The sequence below is a fragment of the Acetobacter estunensis genome (genome assembly GCF_019083805.1).
In the GTDB taxonomy this organism is placed as follows: Bacteria; Pseudomonadota; Alphaproteobacteria; order Acetobacterales; family Acetobacteraceae; genus Acetobacter; species Acetobacter estunensis_A.
On record NZ_JAHRDV010000005.1, the window covers coordinates 71,515 to 89,742 of the forward strand.

The following is an 18,228-nucleotide window of genomic DNA, read 5'->3' on the forward strand; positions in this document are numbered from 1 at the left end:
TTCGTCAGAGCGTTGGCGTAATCTCAGCCGCCATGACCTCCGCGTCCGACCCGTCCGGGTAATACCGACGCCGGAGGCCCATGGTGACAAGGCCTGCCGCCACGTACAGAGCGCGTGCTGCCTCATTTCGTACAGAAACCTCAAGGAATACCCGGATTATTTCCTGTTCGCGGAGAACGTGAAACAGTTTTCCCAAAAGCGCTCGCCCCACACCTCTGCGCTGAAAAGCCGGATCGACGGCAAGGGTCAGAATCTCCGCCTCATCGAGAACCGATCGCACAAGAACGAAACCAACGGGCATTTCATCATGACAGGCGAGAAGAGCCGATACTCCTGATGAGCGAAGAAGATTTTCAAACACCTCGGCATTCCACCGCTCTTTCACAGGGAACGCGCGCTCATGGAGAACTTCCAGCACGGAAGAAAAGGCTTCACCAACTTCCGTAATACTCAGACGCTCACAGGGAAAATCCGTCATACCGGTTCGGAGCGAAGACCGGCTGCCGGTAGTTTTGCCTCGGGTGCATCCACATAAAGAGGGAGCGCCGCACGCCATGGCACACTCCCCTCTCCGCGCGCCCATCCATAGCGTGCGATTTCCGCAAGCGATGCCTCACCAGCGGCAGCTTTCACTACACGATCGGGAGCTGCGAGAGCCGCATCTTCCGCAGCATCCCCCGCCAGAAGCCAGCGTCCTTCCGGTGGCTGCCAATGCGCGCTTGCAACAGCCTGCACATTCCCACTTGCATCTTCCACGAACCAACGCCCCCGTCGCGCCGTGGTCACACACAGCCAGCCAGTCAGCCTGTCCACCCGCACCCGTTCGTCCAGTGTGCGCGACAGTGCCTCCCCACGCGTCACGCCAACGGCCGGGCAATCAAACCCGAAGGCCAACCCGGCCGCGAGAGCGCAGGAGGTCCGCAATCCCGTGAAAGAACCCGGCCCCACAACGGTCACGACCAGATCCGGTGCAACCCAACCCGTAGCAGCAAGGCACCGTTCCGCCATGACCGCCATCGCCGCGATGCCATCGTGGCCGTCCGCCTCTTCCTGAGTCACAACGTGTAGATTGCCGTCCACGCACTGAAATGCGCCCACGCGGGCGCGCACTGCTGCAGGAGCCGCATCGAGCACGAGAAGACGCGAGATGCTCACAGCACGCGGCACGCTTCGTCAAAGGACAGGCGCGGCGCCCGTGGGGTTTCCACCGGCTCGCCATGTCCCAGACAGATGAGAAAATTCGCCCGCCAGCCTTCGCCCAGAAGGAAGGTGTCCTCCACCAGCGTCGCATCGAAGCCCGACATCGGTAGCGCATCCAGCCCCAGTGCGCGGGCGGCCAGGATCATGTAGCCGCCTTCCAGCGTGCCATTCCGAAAAGCGGTCTCTTCCGCCAGCCCGACATCGGCGGCAAACCACGAGCGCAGGTCGGGCTCGGGATTGAGCTGCGCGAAACGGTCGAAAAACAGGGGATCGTGCGCCACGATGACCACCACCGGCGCGGTCATCGCTTTTTCGACATTACCTTCCGAGAGGGCCGGGCGAAGCCGCTCCTTCGCATCCTGTGTCGAGAGAAACACAAACCGCGCGGGTGAGCCATTGCCCGAAGTCGGGCCGAGTTTTACCAGATCGTAAAGCGCGCGCACTGTGTCGAGATCCACCGGCCGGTCTGTCCAGCGCTCCGGTGTCCGGGCCGTGTGGAACAGGCAATCCAGTGCAGTTTCATCAAGCGGCATGACGCACCCCCTCGCGGTCTTCATGCCGTTCCTACCGCGCCATGTGGTGGCGATCCAGAGCGGATCGCCATCTCACAGCCACGAAGACGGATCAGGCCGCCGCCAGTTCCGCGTCCGCCGCCGAGCCAAAGAACTCGAAATGGATACGGTTTTCCGACACACCGCTGGCTTTCAGCGTTTCGATCATATCGCGCATGAACCCATCGGGGCCGCAGACATACCATACGGCGTCCGGATCGACCTGAGCCGCCAACCAGTCTTTCGTCACGCGGCCTTTGTGAACCGTCACACCCGGTGTGTGCGCATCAGCGGGCAGTTCGCCTTCGGTGTAGAAGACATCCGCACTGATCTTCCCGGTACCTGCCAGCGCGCGAATATGCGTGCCGAATGCGTCCATCTGCGGATTATGCGCCCCATGGATGAAACGGATATCAGGCACCCCTTTCGTCGTCAGGGGACCGAGAGCTGCAATGAAGGGTGTGAGGCCGATGCCCGCGCTGAGAAAGACGATTTTCTTCGCATCCTTGGGCGCGATGGTGAAATCTCCCGCAGGCGCCGAGACAGAAAGCCTCTCACCTTCCTTCACCGTGTCATGCAACCAGTCGGAGACGACACCGCCTTCGGCGCGACGCACGCTGATGCGGTAGTGATCGCAACCCGGCTCGGACGAGATGCTGTAATTGCGGCGCTGCGAGCCATGACCGGGCACCTCCAGCCGGAAGCTGAGATATTGCCCCGGCGTGTGCATCATGATGGCCTTGCCATCCATGGGCACCAGTTCGAAGGACTTCACAACGTCACTTTCGCGGAGGACACGGTGCACCGTGAAGTCCCGCCAGCCTGTCCAGCCGCCCGGCGCGTGGGCGTGCTCTTCATAGATCTGATGCTCGCGTCCGATCAGCACATCCGCGAGGAACCAGTAGGCTTTCCCCCACGCATCCAGAATCTCAGGAGTGGCCGCATCCCCCAGAACATGCGCGATGGCGCCCAGAAGGGCGTCCGCCACGTAAGGGTAATGCTCGGGCAGGATGTTCAGGCCGACATGCTTCTCGGCAATCCGCTCGATCATGCCAGCCAGCGCGCCCGGATTGTCGATGTGACGGGCATAGGCCAGCACCGCGAGCGCGAGCGCCTTGGGCTGCTCGCCATCCTTCTGATGCGACATGTTGAAGAGATCGCGGATTTCAGGTTTTGCCAAAAGGCGTTGATACATCTCCCGTGTAATGTCGAGGCCATGGGCCTCCAGCGCGGGGATGCAGGCTTTCACGATGGAGCGGGTCGCGTCAGTGAGCGGTTCGGCCATGCGTCTTGTCCTTCTCTCGTCAGATTAAGGTTAACACATCTTAACGACCGGACAAACAAAGGTGTCAATGACACACATCTTTATTCGTCGCACAATCTTCGCATGGCTGTTTCCCTGTAATGGCTCCTCGGATCACAGATCACCGTTCTGCTGGAAAAAATGGCTCCCCCGGCTTAGGTTCCGAAAATGCAGCTGACCCTCCACACCGACTATGCACTCCGCACACTTGTCTTTCTGGCGTGCAACCCGGAGCGATTGGCCTCCATTCGCGAGATTGCGGAAGTCTACGGCATCTCGGAGAATCATCTCATCAAGATCATCCACCGGCTGGGTCAGGGCGGCTTTATCGAGACAATCCGAGGGCGTAACGGCGGCCTGCGTCTGGGACGGCCAAGCGAGGACATCCGATTGGGCGATGTCGTGCGTTACACAGAGGAGGAACTCGGGCTGGTGGTGTGCATGCAAACGGCCAAGGAGAAGGGGAGCACCTGCCGCCTGATGCCCAACTGCCGTCTGCGCGGCGTGCTTGGCACGGCGCTGTCGGCCTTCATGAATGTTCTGGACCAGACAACACTGGCCGATGTCGTGTCATCGGATGAGTGGCAGGCGCTGCATGCGTCCCCCATCACACCGTGACATCCTCTTCGTTGTTTTTCTTGTCTGTTACTTTCTGGAATCATTGGATGTAATTGGAAAGAAAATCACATATTTGCGTCAATTCTTAATGATTATGATGGGGCACCATATCTTAATCATTAAGAGGCTTCGATGAGCTCAACCACAACGTGGACGGGTGCCGTTTCCAATGACTGGGACAATGCCGCCAACTGGACCAATGGCGTTCCCACTTACGACATAACCCCGGTCATCGATACAAGCAGCGGCAACGTGTCCATCGACCTCGATGGATCGGAAGCCAGCAACGCGTTGACGGTCAACGGAAGCGGCACTGTCACGTTAACGGGTGGAACGCTGGCTCTCAACGGCACGGCGACACTTGCCAGCAGCAGCACCGTAACCCTAAACGGCTCAACACTGACCGCCAGCTACGTCAACGGAGGTTCGGTCACACTGACAGATGGCGCCACCATGACAGTGGGTTCCACCACTTCGGCCATCAATTTTGGCAGCACGTCTCAGGGCGCCAACACTCTGTCGATCACCTATACTGGCTACAGCGTCCCGAGTGTCACCAATCTTGCTCCGGGCGACGAGATCGTTTTCCCCAACGACAGTTGGAACACAGGCATCCAATGGGTGGAAAACTCGGACGGTAACTACACCATCTACGATGCCTTTTCGACCACCAACAGCGGAGACGCTCTTGTCAAAAATGTTACGCTGGCACCCGGGGTTTCGACATCGGACTTCAGCTGGAACAACACTGGTTACGCCATCGTCTGTTTCCTGAGTGGCACAATGATCCGCACTCCCGATGGTGAGAGGGCTGTGGAAACACTGGAACTCGATGACATCATCACCGTGCTCGACCCCGGAACCTCCACCGGCACCGCAGGGAAAATCACATGGGCGGGCCATCGGCACGTCACAGTCCGGCGCGATTTGCCAGACGATGAGGCGGGATATCCCGTGCGCATCCTTGCCGATGCGATCGCGCCCGGCACACCTCGCATGGACCTTCTGGTCACACCAGAGCATTGCCTGTTTCTCAACGAACGGTTCGTACCCGCCCGCATGCTGGTGAACGGTTCCTCCATTTTCTACAATCATGCCATTACGCAGTACACCTGCCATCATGTCGAAACGGAGCGGCATGCCGTCATCTGGGCCAATGACATGCCCACTGAAAGCTATCTCGACACGGGCAATCGCCGTTTCATGGAACGGGAAGGGAAAATAAGCCGGCTGACGACCACGCCCCCACGCTCATGGGAGCAAGACGCCGCCGCTCCTCTTGCGGTATCGCGTGAACAGGTCGAGCCACTTTTCCGACGGATTGCGGAGCGGGCAAAAGTTGCCGGTCGCACGTCCCGTTACATAGCACCGGAACTGACCGAAGACCCATGTCTTCAAATTCTGACGGATAAGGGAGTCTCCCTAACCGTAAAGGATATAGGCCATGGTTGGTTCCAGTTCCCGGTGCCCGCTGGAACACAATCCGTACGCCTTCTTTCCCGCTCCAGTCGCCCCTGCGACGTCATTGGACCGTTTGTGGATGACCGTCGCGCCTTGGGAGTGCTCGTTGGCGATGTCCTGCTTCATGTCGGCGCCATGAAAAAGCGTCTCACACCTCATCTGAGAACAGACGATCTTTCCGGCTGGCATGATCGCGAGCAGGGAGAGCATCGATGGACAACAGGAAGTGCCGTTTTTCCTCTTTCCGAGAAAACAGATGAAGAGGGCGTAATGTTCGTGAAAATTCTCTCCTCCGGCCCCTATATCCTTCATGCGGGACACGGAGCGGAGCAGCTTCCCCTGTCGGCCTGAAAACAGCCGTCATGCCCGCAGCCCTGTAGCGGGCATGACTTCCGATTTCAGGATCGGAGAGTGTCTTATAAAACATGCAGATTTCATAATCTGGAACAGACCTCTTCAATTACCGAACAAAATGAAACAAAAAATACAAAAATATCATGATGGTATCGTTATCTTTCATCCGATCCGACCTCAGGTTACGTGGGAAATGAATACCCCACCCAGCACACAGCTCTTTCCCGGCCAAGTATGGTGTTCTTCTCGGGCACACATGCGTCAACGCATCATTGTATCCGTGGATAAAACCTCCATCACATTCCGGCTGGAAGGAGAGTCGGAAGACAGTCCGCTACATTATTCAGAAACAAGCCTGTTTCTTGCGTGGGTCCGACGGCATAACGCCTCTCTACTTTCCTCGACTTTCATTTCTGTGGAGAAGCGAATATCCGATCAGGAAACCGGATTACGCCTCCGACAAGCGCGTCTGGCAGCCAATCTTTCGCAGGTCGAACTTGCACAACGCGCCAATATCTCGCGCTCTGCCATTGCTCTATGGGAAACTGGAAGAAAAGGGTGCTCTCTCAAACGCCTCACTCAGATCGCCCATGCGCTCAATCTCGATATCGCGGATCTGATTTCCAAAGACCCCTCATTCGTTGAGAAAAATCCCCGAAAAAGTGAGGAACATTACCTTCTGTCCCTTTTTCGCAAGGCTGATGAATGCTCACGCCATGAAATACTGCGATGGCTGTCCACGCGAGTTCGTTGAAATATTTCTGAATTTTTCAAATATTTTCACAATAGACAAACATCCATAGATGCAAGAATTGTTCACTGTCCACATGACGTGAATAATCATATCCGAATTCACGATGAGACGTTTTCGAAAGAGAAAGGTCTCGGAAAAACGAATGATTTTTATAATCTTATTGAAGCATATTAAAAAGACGATGATAGAAATGAACCTTTCAGGATAATATCCCGAAAGGCTCATCACAGATCGAAATCTGCAGGTGATCTTCACAGAACGCTATGTCCCGGAAGATCATTGACAATTTCTATTACTTTTTCTGCGGAGCAACCGATGCAGCAGCCCCGGTCGCAGCAGGTGTAGCGGCTGGGGTTGTGTCTGTCGGAGCCGTTACAGTCGGTGTTGCCGTAGTGTCCGGCTGAGGCTGCCTGAAAGCGGATACCCAGCCCTTTGTCGACGATTCAGTGGGAACAGAGCGACGGACACAGCCACGAATGATGGTGGAACAGACACCATCCGTGCCAACCAGCATGTCGTTGTCACCGCTGTAGTAAACGTCATGTATTTTTCCATCGACAAGTCGGAAATCCGCCACACAACTATTGCCGGCGCCACCACCGATGTCCTTGACGATGTTTACGATCGGTTCCACCGGGATGAGAGTGGAACCCGACGAGGTCTCGATGTTACGGCCACGCTGATATTCAGCAATCGTTACATGATCGTTGACCTTCTGGGTCTTGGTCGGAATGCCGGCACAGGCCTGCATGTCCTCTTCCGTCATCCCGATCATGGTTTGCTGCGCCTTATGCGCAATGCGCGATGCGTAATACCCGCATCCACTCAGTCCCAGCAGTGTTGAAAGCGCACCGACCCGCACAACGGAGACGACAACCGACATATTCATCCACAAAACCCTTTCTGCTTCTGGCTATGCTTCTAACAGATCGATGCTCTTCTGTCATAATTGACATAAAGTAACAGAGAAGAATATTCGTCAATTCCTATTCTTCTCTGAACATCACTTGCACAAAAAGAAAACCCGGCACGAAATCTCATGCCGGGTTTTCTCATATTCTACATTCTGGAGATATTCAGGCTCGCCGGATATCCGGCGCTTTGGCCTCTTCACTCAGTCGTGTCACAGCCTCATCCAGCGTCAACATTTCCTGATCCGCCCCGCCAAGACGACGCATGGCGACAGTGCCCGCCTCCGCTTCCTTGCGGCCCACCACCAGAATGACCGGCACACGCGCCAGACTGTGCTCGCGGATCTTGGCGTTGATCTTGTCCGCGCGCGTATCGGCCTCAACCGTGAGACCGGCCTTGCGCAGCCGCGTCACAACCTCTTCCGCATAGGGTGCCGCATCGCTCACGATACTGGCCACGACCACCTGCGTAGGTGCCAGCCACAGCGGGAACTTACCGGCGTGCTGCTCGATCAGGATACCGATGAATCGTTCGAACGAACCAAGAATGGCACGGTGCAGCATGACAGGACGATGTCGTGCGCTGTCCTCACCGATATAGGTGGCGTCTAGACGCTCAGGCAGCACAAGGTCCACCTGCAACGTGCCGCACTGCCAGTCACGCCCGATGGCGTCACGCAGTACAAATTCCAACTTGGGACCATAGAACGCGCCTTCGCCGTGGTTGTATTCATACTCCACGCCCGCGATCTCGCACGCCTCTTTGAGCGCAGTCTCAGCCTTGTCCCAGACCTCATCGGAACCGGCACGCTGTTCCGGACGGTCCGAGAACTTGATACGGAAATGCTCAAAGCCGAGGTCTTTATACACCTCCGAGAGCATGGCCACGAAGCGCACGGTCTCGTCGGCGATCTGGTCTTCGGTGCAGAAGATGTGCGCGTCATCCTGCGTGAAACCACGCACCCGCATGATACCGTGCAGCGAGCCCGACGGCTCGTAGCGGTGACACGCGCCGAACTCCGCCATACGCAGCGGCAGTTCGCGATAAGACCGCAAGCCGTGGCGGAAGATCTGCACATGGCACGGACAGTTCATCGGCTTGAGAGCGAGGGTTTTGTCCTCGTCCTCCACGGTCGCGATGAACATGTGGTGACGATATTTGTCCCAGTGACCGGAGGCCTCCCACAGAGCACGATCCACAAGCTGCGGCGTGCGCACCTCTTCATAGCCCGCGCGTGTCTGGGCACGACGCATGTAATCCTGCAATGCCGTATAAAGGCGCCAACCCTTGGCGTGCCAGAACACCTGCCCCACAGCTTCTTCCTGAATATGGAAGAGATCCATCTCCTTGCCGATACGGCGATGGTCGCGGCGCTCTGCTTCCTCAAGCTGGTGCAGATGCGCTTCCAGTTCCTTCTTGTCGCGCCATGCCGTGCCGTAGATACGTGTCAGCATCGGGTTGCGATGATCACCGCGCCAGTAAGCACCCGCCACTTTCATCAGCTTGAAGGCATTACCGACATCGGCGGTGGTGCGCAGATGCGGGCCACGGCAGAGGTCGAGCCACTCCCCCTGACGGTAGATCGAGATTTCCTCGTCCTCGGGCAGATCGCGGATCAGCTCGGCCTTGAAGCGCTCGCCGCGATCCTCAAAAAACCGGATTGCCTCATCACGCGGCCAAGCCTCACGGGTGAACGGTGTCCTGGCCGCCACGATCTCGTGCATCCGCTTTTCGATCGCCGCGAAATCCTCGGGCGTGAAGGGTTCGTTGCGGTAGAAATCGTAATAGAAACCGTTCTCGATGGATGGCCCGATGGTCACCTGTGTGCCGGGAAACAGTGACTGCACGGCTTCCGCCAGCACATGGGCGGCATCATGACGGATCATCTCCAGCGCTTCTTCATCCTTGCGGGTGATGAAACGGATGGAGGCATCGTGCTCGATAGTGCGGTCCATGTCGCGCAGCTTGCCATCCACCTCGATGGCAAGAGCGGCCTTGGCCAGACCGGGGCCGATGGACGCGGCAATCTCCGTGCCCGTCACCGGCCCATCAAACGGGCGAACGGAACCGTCGGGCAGGGTGATGGCAGGCATGGGAGCACTCCACAGCAGGGGTAGGGTGTGAACAGGCAGCCCTCATTGGCTGTCCTTGAAGGAAAAAGCCGATCTTAATGGCGTCAGCCAAGGATCGAGACAACCCTGTCCACGCAAAGAGTTGCCATATCGTGTACCCGTATCACGTCCACCTGCCCTGCCGCGAGACCAAGGGGGGCGGTCAGAGCCGGATCGCTCTCGGCTGAAAACAGCACCACGCAGCGACAACCCATAGCGGCGGCCATATGCATGGGGCCGGTATCGTTGCCCACGGCCAGTGCCGCGCGGGCGCACAGACCGCCCAGATCGAGCAAGGACGTGCGCCCCGTCAGATCCAGCGCCTCGGGACAATTGGCGCGGATCACGGCCGCCAGTTCCGCATCGCCCTTCGCGCCGACCACCACAGGCCGTATCCCACGTCCGGCCAGTCGCGACGCCAATTTTCCGAACTGCACTGCAGGCCAGCGCTTGGCCGGGCGATGAGGTGCCGCCCCCGGAACGAGCAACGCATAAGGAGCATCGAGAACCGGACCGCCTGCCGTGAGCCATGTCAGATCCGCGTCCGGCACGGTGCCAATCCCCGCCATGCAAAGCTGATCGCGCTGACGCATGCGCGTGTGCATTTCATCGCGCCACGGATTGGCGTGCGGCAGAGAGGCGCCTTTCGCAATGCCGGACCAAGCGGGTTTTCGGGCCACGCGATAATACCAGCTCGAACGACTGGAGGTCTGGAGATCGTAGACAAGATCATACCCACGCAACTGCGCCCGCAGACGTTTCATGCCCGCAAGATCCGTCAGACGTGGGCGTGCATCGATCTCCACGCGGTCGAACCACGGGCTGGCTTCGGCCAGTTCGCGAAAAGGTGCCGTGGTCAGCAGTGTGATCTCTGCTTCGCAATGGTGAGCGCGAATGGCCGCGAAAGCCGGAAAACTCTGCACGAAATCGCCCAGTGCCCCCAGTCGGATGACCAGAACACGCCTCGGATGAGCCTTCATGCGCGTATCACGGCGTGGCCGCATGAGCGGCTGCCGCCATGCCTGAGGACACCGTTTCATGACTGGGCGGCAACGCATCCGGATCGGCGGCAAGCACGTCCAGATCCTGCCGGGCAAGATCCGCTTCATGGGAATCCGGAGCGAGGTCGATGACGCGCTGCCAGTCGGCCTGAGCGCCCACCAGATCGTTCAAGCGCTGCCGGATGATGCCTCGATCGAGCAGGGCTGCCGGATCATCCGGATCGGCCGCCAGTGAGAGGGCCACATCACGATTGGCCTGCTCAGGCTGGTTTAGCGCCAGTTCGGCGGAAGCGCGCAGGCGATGCGTCTCGGACGCGAGGATTGGATCGTTGCCAAGAGCGGACAGAACCCGCAAGGCCTGTTCCGGTTCTTTCAGACGCAGGAACGCACGGGCTTTCAGGAGATGCAGGACAACCGACTCAGGCTCAAGTTCCAACCCGTAATCGCTGGACGCCAAGGCCTTCCCGGGCTGGTCTGCCGCCAGCCATGCGCGTGCGGCATCGGCGGCCACATCGGCCCGCTCTTCGGGTGAACTGTCTTCCGTTTCCTGCGGTCCCCGTCTCCTATCCCGCGCCAGCCGGTCAAGCTCTTCCGCAGCCAGCGGCGCATTGCCAAGCAGCACGTTCGAGAGGGCCGAGCAATGGCGAACTGCCCGTTCATCGCCCGCAGAGGCGTGCGACGCCACATAGTCCTCCACGTCCGACGGATCCTCATCCAGCAATGCCAGACATTCGGAAAAGGAGAAGGACGGCAAGATGTTTCGCGTGTCTGCCGGCTTGCTGGAAGTCCGTGCCGCCCATCCCGGTGAATTGGACAAAAAGAGGCCCAGAGTCAGGAACAGAAGACCCAGACATACTCCTCTCTTGCTCTGTGCCCACGCCTTCGGTGGCATTCGCAACAGAACCGGGGACACTGAGAATGGAAGAGCAACAGACATATCCGCCATTGACCGTCCGAGACCATGATGGGTCAACCCCTGCGGATGCAGTCCCTGACAGAGCATGCTATCCGGATTCATCATGCATGTGCCGTCTCACTGCCCTACCATCCTTCAAGTCCTGCCTGCGCTTGAGAGTGGCGGGGTGGAACGTGGCACCATCGAGATGGTTGAGGCGATTACGCGCGGTGGTGGACAGGCACTAGTGGCCAGCGCTGGCGGCAGGCTCGCACCGATGGTGGAACGCGCGGGCGGCCGGCATGTCACACTGTCCATTGGGCGAAAATCGCCACTGGCCGTTCTGTCCAACACTCTGCATCTCAAACGCCTGATTCGACGGGAAAAGGTCGATCTGGTTCACGCCCGTTCCCGAATCCCGGCATGGGTGGCGCATCGCGCCTGCAAGCAAACCGGCACACCGTTCGTGACAACATGGCACGGCGTTCACAACGCCACGACACGCGCCAAGAAGTTCTACAATTCCGTGCTCGCCGCCGGAGACAGGGTGATCGCCATCAGTCGCTTCATCGCCCATCGGCTCCGCAGTGAATATGACGTTCCGGAAGACCGTCTGCGCGTGATCCCACGGGGCGCGGATATCCGGCAGTTCGACCCAAGCCATGTGAGTGGCAATCGCATGCAGGCTCTTCTGGACAGTTGGGGCATCGAGGATGATTCCGTTCTGATCCTCATGCCCGGACGACTGACAGAGTGGAAAGGGCAGGGGCTCCTGCTTGACGCCCTCGCACTCATGACCCGCGAAAGGATGACCCACACACCATGGACCTGTGTGTTCGTTGGCACAGCGCCTGAGCGCTCGGACTTTCCTCAGATTCTGGCCGCACAGGCACGGGAGCTGAGCGGGCGCATCCGTTTTGGCGGACATTGCGCGGACATGCCTGCCGCGCTGCTGCTGGCAGGACTGGTCGTAGTGCCCTCGCTTCGCCCCGAACCCTTCGGTCGCGTGGTGGTAGAGGCGCAGGCCATGGCCTGTCCGGTCATTGTGGCGGCCCATGGAGCGGCCATGGAAACCGTGACCCACGGAGAAACAGGCATCCTCTTTAGACCTGGAGACGCGGCCGATCTTGCACGCATGATCGCCGCCACGCTGGAAGCCAGCGATGACCAATGCGCGGCCATGGGGCAGCGTGCCCGCGACAATGTGCTGGCCCACTACACCACACGCAACCTGCAACTGACGACACTGGGGGTGTATGATGAATTGCTGGGCACGCATATGCGCGAGCAGGCCCTTGCCTCGGAAAGTTGAGCGGCCTGCCGGTCGCGGCCTCTTCTCATGCGTGTTAGAGGCACACAGTGACGGCAGGCCTGCTGTTGGCCCCGCTTCGTTCGCGAACAGGACAGGATATTTCCCATGACAGATCGTGTTGCCATCATTACCGGCGGCAGCCGCGGCATCGGTGCTGCCATTGCCGAACGTCTTGCCAAGGACGGCTTCAACATTGCCATTACCTATGCCCGCAATGCGGAGGCCGCCAAGCGCGTGACCGACATGGCAGAAAAACTCGGTCGTCGCGCCATCGCCATCCGCTCCGATGGCGGCAATATCGAGGACAACAGTTCTCTGGTGGGCAAGGTCGTGGACGCTCTGGGGCGGGTGGATGTGCTGGTCTGCAATGCTGGCGCCTATCCCTATGGCGGTCCCGACACCATGACACGTGAGGACATCGTCAAGACGCTCGATCTGAACATGCGCGGCGTGATGATCGAAGCCGTAGAGGCTGCGCGCGTGATGAAATCCGGTGGACGCATCATCCTCATGGGATCGGCCTTTGGCGAGCGCGTGCCGGTGCCCGGTATCTCGATCTACGCCGCGACCAAGGCGGGTCTTGTCGGTTTTGCCAAGGGACTGGCCCGCGATCTGGGCCCAAAGGACATCACCGTCAATGTCATCCAGCCCGGTCCGATCGACACTGACCTCAATCCCGAAGACGGCGCCGCCGCCGATGCCCTGCGCGCCGTTCTTGCCATACCGCGTTATGGCAAAGTGGCGGACATCGCCAGTTTCACAGGTTTTCTTGCCAGTCCGCAGTCGTCCTACATTACAGGGGCGGCGCTGAGTGTGGATGGTGGACTGACAGCCTGATCCGGAGCGCCCTGTTCTACTGCCTTTGACCCGCCAAAGGTTGCGGACCTTTGGAAACCATTAGGGGATCTACGATCTCTTTCGGGTCTGGGCAGCGCCCGGACACTCCACAACATTACGAAAACCGTCGTCTTTATTCAGTGCGTCTCAGCAAGCCGTTGCATCAGATAAACGGTTTCAAGCGCCTGTTCACGTGCCGTCTTTTCAGCATCGTTCGTATCAGATTCTTCATTCCTGCTTCCATTGTCATAAAAGAATGGAAGAGACAGCGCATTGAGATGCGCAACAAGAGAACGAACTCCTACCGGATTGGTCGCATCATCCAACAAGGAGGACACAATAAAAGGTTCCGGATAATGGACACCCTCCTTCATTCCATCAAAAATAGTGTCATATTCAGAGTGTTTCGTGTCTGTTTTATCCGGTGATGACATGTTCATGACAACCGCGTTCCACAAGGAAGGATAACGGACAAAAGCCTGGCTCATCAGCAACCCTTCTGTCGGACGCCCTTTTATTCCCAGATGTGCAGCGGTTGTTATGTGGCGTGCCGACAGATCGCGCCCAACAGACGCAAACCTCTCCACTTCATGTCCATCTTTCCCGATATCGGCCACGGCCAGTACACCGCCTCTTTCCAGCCAGAGACTTCCCATAACAGAATCATAAGCAGAAGGTTGCAAAGACCCGACATCTCCAGAAGTCATAAGAATAACTGGATTTTTCTCATCCTTTTTCATGCCCACTGGGTGCACGAGAAAATATGGACTCTGTAAACCATCTGCGGAAGCGGTGGTGAAATGTTCCACAGTCAGCGAAGTGCTTTCAAAGAGTGGTGGTGACTGTCTGATAACAAAAGGCTGCGCCATATCTGGCTGCATGAGCCAGATATGGGGTGGATCGAGAAAACCTTCCGTCTCGAGAAGAAATTGACCCGACGCGACATCTGACGCCGCGATATGAATCGCTTCTTGCTTTGGTAACGGAATATCCCGATGCGTCCATGTCACATGTTCGGTAGGTGATGCCAGAAACAGAACAGCGTGAGTGTCACCATCATGACGAAAAACAGCGACAATTCCATCATGTATAACGGATGTTTCAAGAATATCCTCTTTTTCGCCGGCAGAAAACAAAATCGAAATGATCTTGTCCTTGCTTTCAGGATCGACCGATATGAGGCTTCCCGTACGAACACGTCCTCCATCTGGAGAGAACCAGTCCTGATGCAGCGAAAAGACCAACTGTCCCCGCATCATTCCCACAAAATCAATCCGTTCGGGAAGATCCAACCACTTCACATGACCGGAACCGTCCCCATGAAATGCCGTGTCCATTCCATCGAGTAGACCAAACTTCGTCGCATTTTCCGGAAGACTCTTCTGGAGAAGAAGAAGACTTTGTCCATCGCTATCCACCACATTCAGCGGATGGAACATACTGCCAGCCGATTGAGCGCGCGCAATTTCCAGCGCCTGCGAAAAATTCTGGTTTCTTATGATACGACGAACAACAGAAACCGAATTCTCATTATCTTTTTTCGATGTTTCCTCATTTTGTGAAACAAGAAGCGTGTCACGGTCTACCCAGGCAACGGACAGATTTTTCCCGTAAAACGTGAAACCATTCGAGATGAACAGACCCGCCTGTGTGTCATATTCCCGCAGGGTGCGATCTTCACGCCCCTTTTCGGAAAGTTCTATCAGACAATAGCGTTCTTTTGGTTGCAGACAGATCGCGCCATGAAAGACCCAGTCCCGGTGCTCGTCCTTCGAGAGACGGTCCAGATCGAGCTTCGTCCGCCATCCCGGAAGCTGCGTGCGAAACGACGCCAAAGTCGTCTGGCGCCATATGCCGCGTGGATGACCGGCATCCTGCCAGAAATCCCAGATATGGCCCGCAAGGAATGTGGGATGCTCCAGCCGGCGTGGATCGCGCAGCACTGTCAGGGCCTTCTGATAAAGAGCCTCAAACAGCATGGAACCACCGAGCTGCTGCTCGGTTCGCAGGCTTGGATCGGTCGGATCCTTCGGGGTGTCTTTGCCATGCCCGTCCTGTTGAACGGGGGGAACAGTCGCAGCCTGTGCAAAGTTGTCGCCTGTCAGGCATAGACCCGCACACATCGTGGCCAGAATGAGAAGCTGGCGCTTCATAAACGTCTCCACGTCTGGGAAAAGACAGCGACAGCCCTTAGTGCGCGGCAGTGTCGTTCATTCACCTTGACGGAAGAATAACGCAGAGCAGGATTATGTAAGAGAAAAAGGGAACTGGTGGAGCCAATCTCCGCCTAACCCGCATCTCAGGGCGTTTCAGAAAGCGTCACGAATCGTGATAAAACACAGATAGTTATCGAATAACATTTCTCTGTACGTTTCTTCGCGACTCTGCTAAACGCATGTTTTAAGAGGGACACGAAACAGGACACGCAGGGTTATGAGTCGGCTCGCACCACACCGTCTGACAGCTCGTCAAGTTGCCGCCCATAAGGAGGGTGATCTTGCAGACGGCGGAAACCTCTGGCTGGTCGTCCGGGGAGCTTCCCGCATCTGGACCTTCCGCTACAAGTCGCCAGTCACGGACAAGCGCCGGGAAATGAGCCTCGGATCGGCCTATGATGTGTCTCTGGCCGAAGCCCGGACTCTTGCTGCCGAAAGCCGTCGCCAGGTCAATCAGCGGATAGACCCTCTCGAACAGCGGCGCAGCGACGATGCCGACCGCAAGCGTGAAACCACCATCAGCTTGCAGGCCGTGGCTGAGCGCTACATCGAGTCACAGAAACCCGGCTGGCGTGATCCGCGAGCAGCATCAGTCTGGACCAGTTCACTCGAACAATACGTCTACCCCACATGCGGGGAGAAACCGGTCAAACTGATCGACACGGCAGACATTGAAGCCGTGTTGAAGCCTATCTGGACAGAAAAGACAGAGACCGCCACCCGTGTTCGAGGCCGCGTCGAGCGGATCCTCGACTATGCTCGTGCACAGGGCTGGCGAACCGGTGAGAACCCGGCCCGCTGGAAAGGTCATCTGTCAGCCATTCTTGCTCCACCGTCCAAGGTGATGAAGAGTGGCCATTTCGCTGCCGCCGATCGAAAAGACATTGGCCACGTTATGGCCGCTCTGGCTGAATCTCAGGGCGTGGCTGCCAAGGCCGTGCGATTCACCTGCCTGACTGCCGCCCGCTCTGGCGAAGTCCGTAACGCCACATGGTCAGAGATCGACCTGAAGGCCCGCGTGTGGACCGTACCAGCTCACCGCATGAAGATGGGCCGGGAGCATCGCGTGCCATTGTCTGAGGGAGTTGTGGCTGTCCTGCGGGAAGTGTTGCCTCTGCGCGATGAGAGAGCCGGTGACTTGGTGTTCCCCGGCCAGAAGCGGGGCAGGCCACTGTCAGATGTGGCTCTATCCAAGGCGCTTCATATTGCAGCGGGCACGAAAGACGTCACCGTGCACGGCCTGCGCTCCACATTTCGCGACTGGGCAGCCGAAGAGACGGATTACCCGAATGAGGTGGCTGAGATGGCGCTGGCTCACGTCATCAGCAACAAGGTGGAAGCCGCTTATCGACGCGGGGATCTGTTCGAAAAGCGACGGGAGATGATGGGGAAGTGGTCGAGTGTCATTATTTAATAAAAAATTCTATACACATCGAAGTATTTATGTGAACTTTTACCTTGCATTTAAGAGATCTACCTGAATAGTGAAGTGTGCTACAATATTTACCGATTAATGCGACGTAGGCTGTTGAACTTAATGAATTTGTAACACATGTTGTCAATCGGAACCTGTGAAAATCGATTTCGATGAATCCACCGAAGAATCTTGGTAAAATTACGCCGGATCTAGTAAATGTTAATATACCTCCACGCGCTCTCCTTCTAGTTGCTCCGTGATGAAAATTAGTTACGGTTCCCATCGCTACATCTTTTCCTTAAGTAATTCAGAATGGTTGTCATTTCCGCCGATAAAATCTGGCTTCCCGACGCGTGTACTTTGCGTCCCTAACACAGTATTCATCTGTCCGCACCTATGCCCACCGCCTTGAAACGGCAGTGCTCTACCTCCTCAGATTTGAGGGAGTTGGGACAGGCCTGCAAGTCGGTAAATAGTGCGTGAAAGCCCGTTAATCTTAACCATTCGTTTACCATGTTGGCCGACGATTGGCGGCGGAGGTGCACGATGATGGATTCAAAGGAAAAGGCAGACTCACCAGAGACCGAAGCGGGACAGTTAGTCGGGCTTTATGGTCTGGCGGCGCGCACCGTTGCCGGAGATCGTTTGGAGCGTGCTCACCAGCTTGGGCTGACCGATGCAGTAGATCACTGGTACCGTGTGTATCGGCTGCTCTCAGAGAGCATGGGCAGTCGTCCTAAAGCTCCGCCATCTGGCGTCGGTCGCCGAGGCAGAAAGCGGGTGTTGCCGCGTCTGCGTGTGGTCGAGGCTGAGACATCAGTCTGACCGGCGCTGTCGTCCGGTGTATCGCTGCAAATAGAGGTATGTCCAAATTTGGGCAGACCCCCATCATAGGCCGGGGCTCTCTGTGATCATGGCGGGTTTACCCCTTCTTCCGGTGGAGGAGGCTTTTCTTCGACGGACGAGAGAAGAACGGCGAGGCGGCTCTCGGCGTCATCGGCTCTTTTGGCTTCGTTCTGTAGCTGTTGGATGAGCCGTTCGATCTGCCCGCGATATCTTCGTTCGAGATCATCTCGGATGTCTTGGAGAATCAGGTCGAACCGCGGCAACATCTGGGATTTGTCACGCTCAATATCGGCCTTCAGGCGCTGAATCTTGATAGCTTCTTCCTGTCGCGCCTTCCATTCGGCTCGTGTCAGACGTTCGCGTTTTGGACCGCTGCGTGTGTGACCGTACTTGCAGCTGACCGTACTCCAGAAATCGTCCTGCCACGCCCGCATTGCACG

At 57.4% G+C, this 18,228-nt stretch carries 17 protein-coding genes; 7 read left to right on the top strand and 10 right to left on the bottom strand.

Annotated features, from left to right (window positions below; all coding sequences use genetic code 11):
• Positions 1-4 precede the first annotated feature (4 nt).
• The 4 genes from rimI to hmpA all read right to left on the bottom strand — a co-directional run bounded on the left by rimI (position 5) and on the right by hmpA (position 3,036).
• Entirely contained in the window at positions 5-478 is a 474-nt protein-coding gene (gene rimI, locus KUA11_RS07985) for a ribosomal protein S18-alanine N-acetyltransferase (protein WP_217409791.1), read from the bottom strand.
• The gene (gene tsaB, locus KUA11_RS07990; protein WP_217409792.1) at positions 475-1,155 is read right to left on the bottom strand and encodes a tRNA (adenosine(37)-N6)-threonylcarbamoyltransferase complex dimerization subunit type 1 TsaB; all 681 of its coding nucleotides are present in this window, start codon (positions 1,153-1,155) and stop codon (positions 475-477) included. Before tsaB ends, rimI begins: the two co-directional genes overlap by 4 nt.
• Positions 1,152-1,733, bottom strand: coding sequence for a malonic semialdehyde reductase (locus tag KUA11_RS07995; protein ID WP_217409982.1), 582 nt, complete (start codon positions 1,731-1,733; stop codon positions 1,152-1,154). The genes tsaB and KUA11_RS07995 overlap by 4 nt, the downstream gene beginning before the upstream one ends.
• A gap of 91 nt (positions 1,734-1,824) precedes the next feature.
• The gene (hmpA, locus tag KUA11_RS08000; protein WP_217409793.1) at positions 1,825-3,036 is read right to left on the bottom strand and encodes an NO-inducible flavohemoprotein; all 1,212 of its coding nucleotides are present in this window, start codon (positions 3,034-3,036) and stop codon (positions 1,825-1,827) included.
• Positions 3,037-3,222: 186 nt separating this feature from the next.
• Here hmpA and KUA11_RS08005 point away from each other — a divergent pair, with 186 nt between their 5' ends.
• The 3 genes from KUA11_RS08005 to KUA11_RS08015 all read left to right on the top strand — a co-directional run bounded on the left by KUA11_RS08005 (position 3,223) and on the right by KUA11_RS08015 (position 6,241).
• Positions 3,223-3,672, top strand: a complete 450-nt coding sequence (locus KUA11_RS08005; protein ID WP_217409794.1) for an Rrf2 family transcriptional regulator — start codon at positions 3,223-3,225, stop codon at positions 3,670-3,672.
• A gap of 132 nt (positions 3,673-3,804) precedes the next feature.
• Positions 3,805-5,484 carry a Hint domain-containing protein gene (locus KUA11_RS08010; protein ID WP_217409795.1) on the top strand — a complete coding sequence of 560 codons (1,680 nt, stop codon included), beginning with the start codon at positions 3,805-3,807 and terminating at the stop codon, positions 5,482-5,484.
• A gap of 34 nt (positions 5,485-5,518) precedes the next feature.
• Positions 5,519-6,241 carry a helix-turn-helix domain-containing protein gene (locus KUA11_RS08015; protein ID WP_217409796.1) on the top strand — a complete coding sequence of 241 codons (723 nt, stop codon included), beginning with the start codon at positions 5,519-5,521 and terminating at the stop codon, positions 6,239-6,241.
• A gap of 292 nt (positions 6,242-6,533) precedes the next feature.
• Here KUA11_RS08015 and KUA11_RS08020 read toward each other — a convergent pair whose 3' ends face one another.
• The 4 genes from KUA11_RS08020 to KUA11_RS08035 all read right to left on the bottom strand — a co-directional run bounded on the left by KUA11_RS08020 (position 6,534) and on the right by KUA11_RS08035 (position 11,019).
• A complete protein-coding gene (locus KUA11_RS08020; protein WP_217409797.1) occupies positions 6,534-7,130 on the bottom strand; it encodes a hypothetical protein in 597 nt (198 codons plus the stop codon).
• Positions 7,131-7,317: 187 nt separating this feature from the next.
• Complete coding sequence (gene thrS, locus KUA11_RS08025; RefSeq protein WP_217409798.1) at positions 7,318-9,246, bottom strand: threonine--tRNA ligase; 1,929 nt, start codon at positions 9,244-9,246, stop codon at positions 7,318-7,320.
• Positions 9,247-9,329: 83 nt separating this feature from the next.
• The gene (locus KUA11_RS08030) at positions 9,330-10,268 is read right to left on the bottom strand and encodes a glycosyltransferase family 9 protein (RefSeq protein WP_254454774.1); all 939 of its coding nucleotides are present in this window, start codon (positions 10,266-10,268) and stop codon (positions 9,330-9,332) included.
• Positions 10,252-11,019, bottom strand: coding sequence for a tetratricopeptide repeat protein (locus KUA11_RS08035; protein WP_217409799.1), 768 nt, complete (start codon positions 11,017-11,019; stop codon positions 10,252-10,254). The genes KUA11_RS08030 and KUA11_RS08035 overlap by 17 nt, the downstream gene beginning before the upstream one ends.
• A gap of 265 nt (positions 11,020-11,284) precedes the next feature.
• Between KUA11_RS08035 and KUA11_RS08040 the strand changes: the two genes are divergently transcribed.
• Positions 11,285-12,472, top strand: a complete 1,188-nt coding sequence (locus KUA11_RS08040) for a glycosyltransferase family 4 protein (protein ID WP_217409800.1) — start codon at positions 11,285-11,287, stop codon at positions 12,470-12,472.
• Positions 12,473-12,577: 105 nt separating this feature from the next.
• Positions 12,578-13,309 carry an SDR family NAD(P)-dependent oxidoreductase gene (locus tag KUA11_RS08045; protein WP_217409801.1) on the top strand — a complete coding sequence of 244 codons (732 nt, stop codon included), beginning with the start codon at positions 12,578-12,580 and terminating at the stop codon, positions 13,307-13,309.
• Positions 13,310-13,446: 137 nt separating this feature from the next.
• Here KUA11_RS08045 and KUA11_RS08050 read toward each other — a convergent pair whose 3' ends face one another.
• A complete protein-coding gene (locus tag KUA11_RS08050; RefSeq protein ID WP_217409802.1) occupies positions 13,447-15,462 on the bottom strand; it encodes a prolyl oligopeptidase family protein in 2,016 nt (671 codons plus the stop codon).
• Positions 15,463-15,742: 280 nt separating this feature from the next.
• Between KUA11_RS08050 and KUA11_RS08055 the strand changes: the two genes are divergently transcribed.
• Both KUA11_RS08055 and KUA11_RS08060 read left to right on the top strand, forming a co-directional pair.
• Positions 15,743-16,939 (top strand): tyrosine-type recombinase/integrase, encoded by a 1,197-nt coding sequence (locus KUA11_RS08055; protein ID WP_217409803.1) that lies wholly within the window; start codon positions 15,743-15,745, stop codon positions 16,937-16,939.
• A 549-nt stretch (positions 16,940-17,488) separates the two neighbouring features.
• Positions 17,489-17,767 (top strand): hypothetical protein, encoded by a 279-nt coding sequence (locus tag KUA11_RS08060; RefSeq protein ID WP_217409804.1) that lies wholly within the window; start codon positions 17,489-17,491, stop codon positions 17,765-17,767.
• An 86-nt stretch (positions 17,768-17,853) separates the two neighbouring features.
• On the opposite strand, the gene KUA11_RS08065 is transcribed toward KUA11_RS08060, so the two are convergent.
• On the bottom strand, positions 17,854-18,222 hold the full coding sequence (locus KUA11_RS08065; RefSeq protein WP_217409805.1) for a hypothetical protein: 369 nt from the start codon (positions 18,220-18,222) through the stop codon (positions 17,854-17,856).
• Positions 18,223-18,228: the final 6 nt, after the last annotated feature.

Excerpts from the sequence above, each read along its gene's own strand:
- rimI (WP_217409791.1), bottom strand. The coding sequence starts at position 478 with ATGACGGATTTTCCCTGTGAGCGTCTGAGTATTACGGAAGTTGGTGAA.
- KUA11_RS07995 (WP_217409982.1), bottom strand. The coding sequence starts at position 1,733 with ATGCCGCTTGATGAAACTGCACTGGATTGCCTGTTCCACACGGCCCGG.
- hmpA (WP_217409793.1), bottom strand. The coding sequence starts at position 3,036 with ATGGCCGAACCGCTCACTGACGCGACCCGCTCCATCGTGAAAGCCTGC.
- KUA11_RS08005 (WP_217409794.1), top strand. The coding sequence starts at position 3,223 with ATGCAGCTGACCCTCCACACCGACTATGCACTCCGCACACTTGTCTTT.
- KUA11_RS08010 (WP_217409795.1), top strand. The coding sequence starts at position 3,805 with ATGAGCTCAACCACAACGTGGACGGGTGCCGTTTCCAATGACTGGGAC.
- KUA11_RS08015 (WP_217409796.1), top strand. The coding sequence starts at position 5,519 with ATGACTTCCGATTTCAGGATCGGAGAGTGTCTTATAAAACATGCAGAT.
- KUA11_RS08020 (WP_217409797.1), bottom strand. The coding sequence starts at position 7,130 with ATGAATATGTCGGTTGTCGTCTCCGTTGTGCGGGTCGGTGCGCTTTCA.
- thrS (WP_217409798.1), bottom strand. The coding sequence starts at position 9,246 with ATGCCTGCCATCACCCTGCCCGACGGTTCCGTTCGCCCGTTTGATGGG.
- KUA11_RS08030 (WP_254454774.1), bottom strand. The coding sequence starts at position 10,268 with ATGCGGCCACGCCGTGATACGCGCATGAAGGCTCATCCGAGGCGTGTT.
- KUA11_RS08040 (WP_217409800.1), top strand. The coding sequence starts at position 11,285 with ATGCATGTGCCGTCTCACTGCCCTACCATCCTTCAAGTCCTGCCTGCG.
- KUA11_RS08045 (WP_217409801.1), top strand. The coding sequence starts at position 12,578 with ATGACAGATCGTGTTGCCATCATTACCGGCGGCAGCCGCGGCATCGGT.
- KUA11_RS08050 (WP_217409802.1), bottom strand. The coding sequence starts at position 15,462 with ATGAAGCGCCAGCTTCTCATTCTGGCCACGATGTGTGCGGGTCTATGC.
- KUA11_RS08055 (WP_217409803.1), top strand. The coding sequence starts at position 15,743 with ATGAGTCGGCTCGCACCACACCGTCTGACAGCTCGTCAAGTTGCCGCC.
- KUA11_RS08060 (WP_217409804.1), top strand. The coding sequence starts at position 17,489 with ATGATGGATTCAAAGGAAAAGGCAGACTCACCAGAGACCGAAGCGGGA.
- KUA11_RS08065 (WP_217409805.1), bottom strand. The coding sequence starts at position 18,222 with ATGCGGGCGTGGCAGGACGATTTCTGGAGTACGGTCAGCTGCAAGTAC.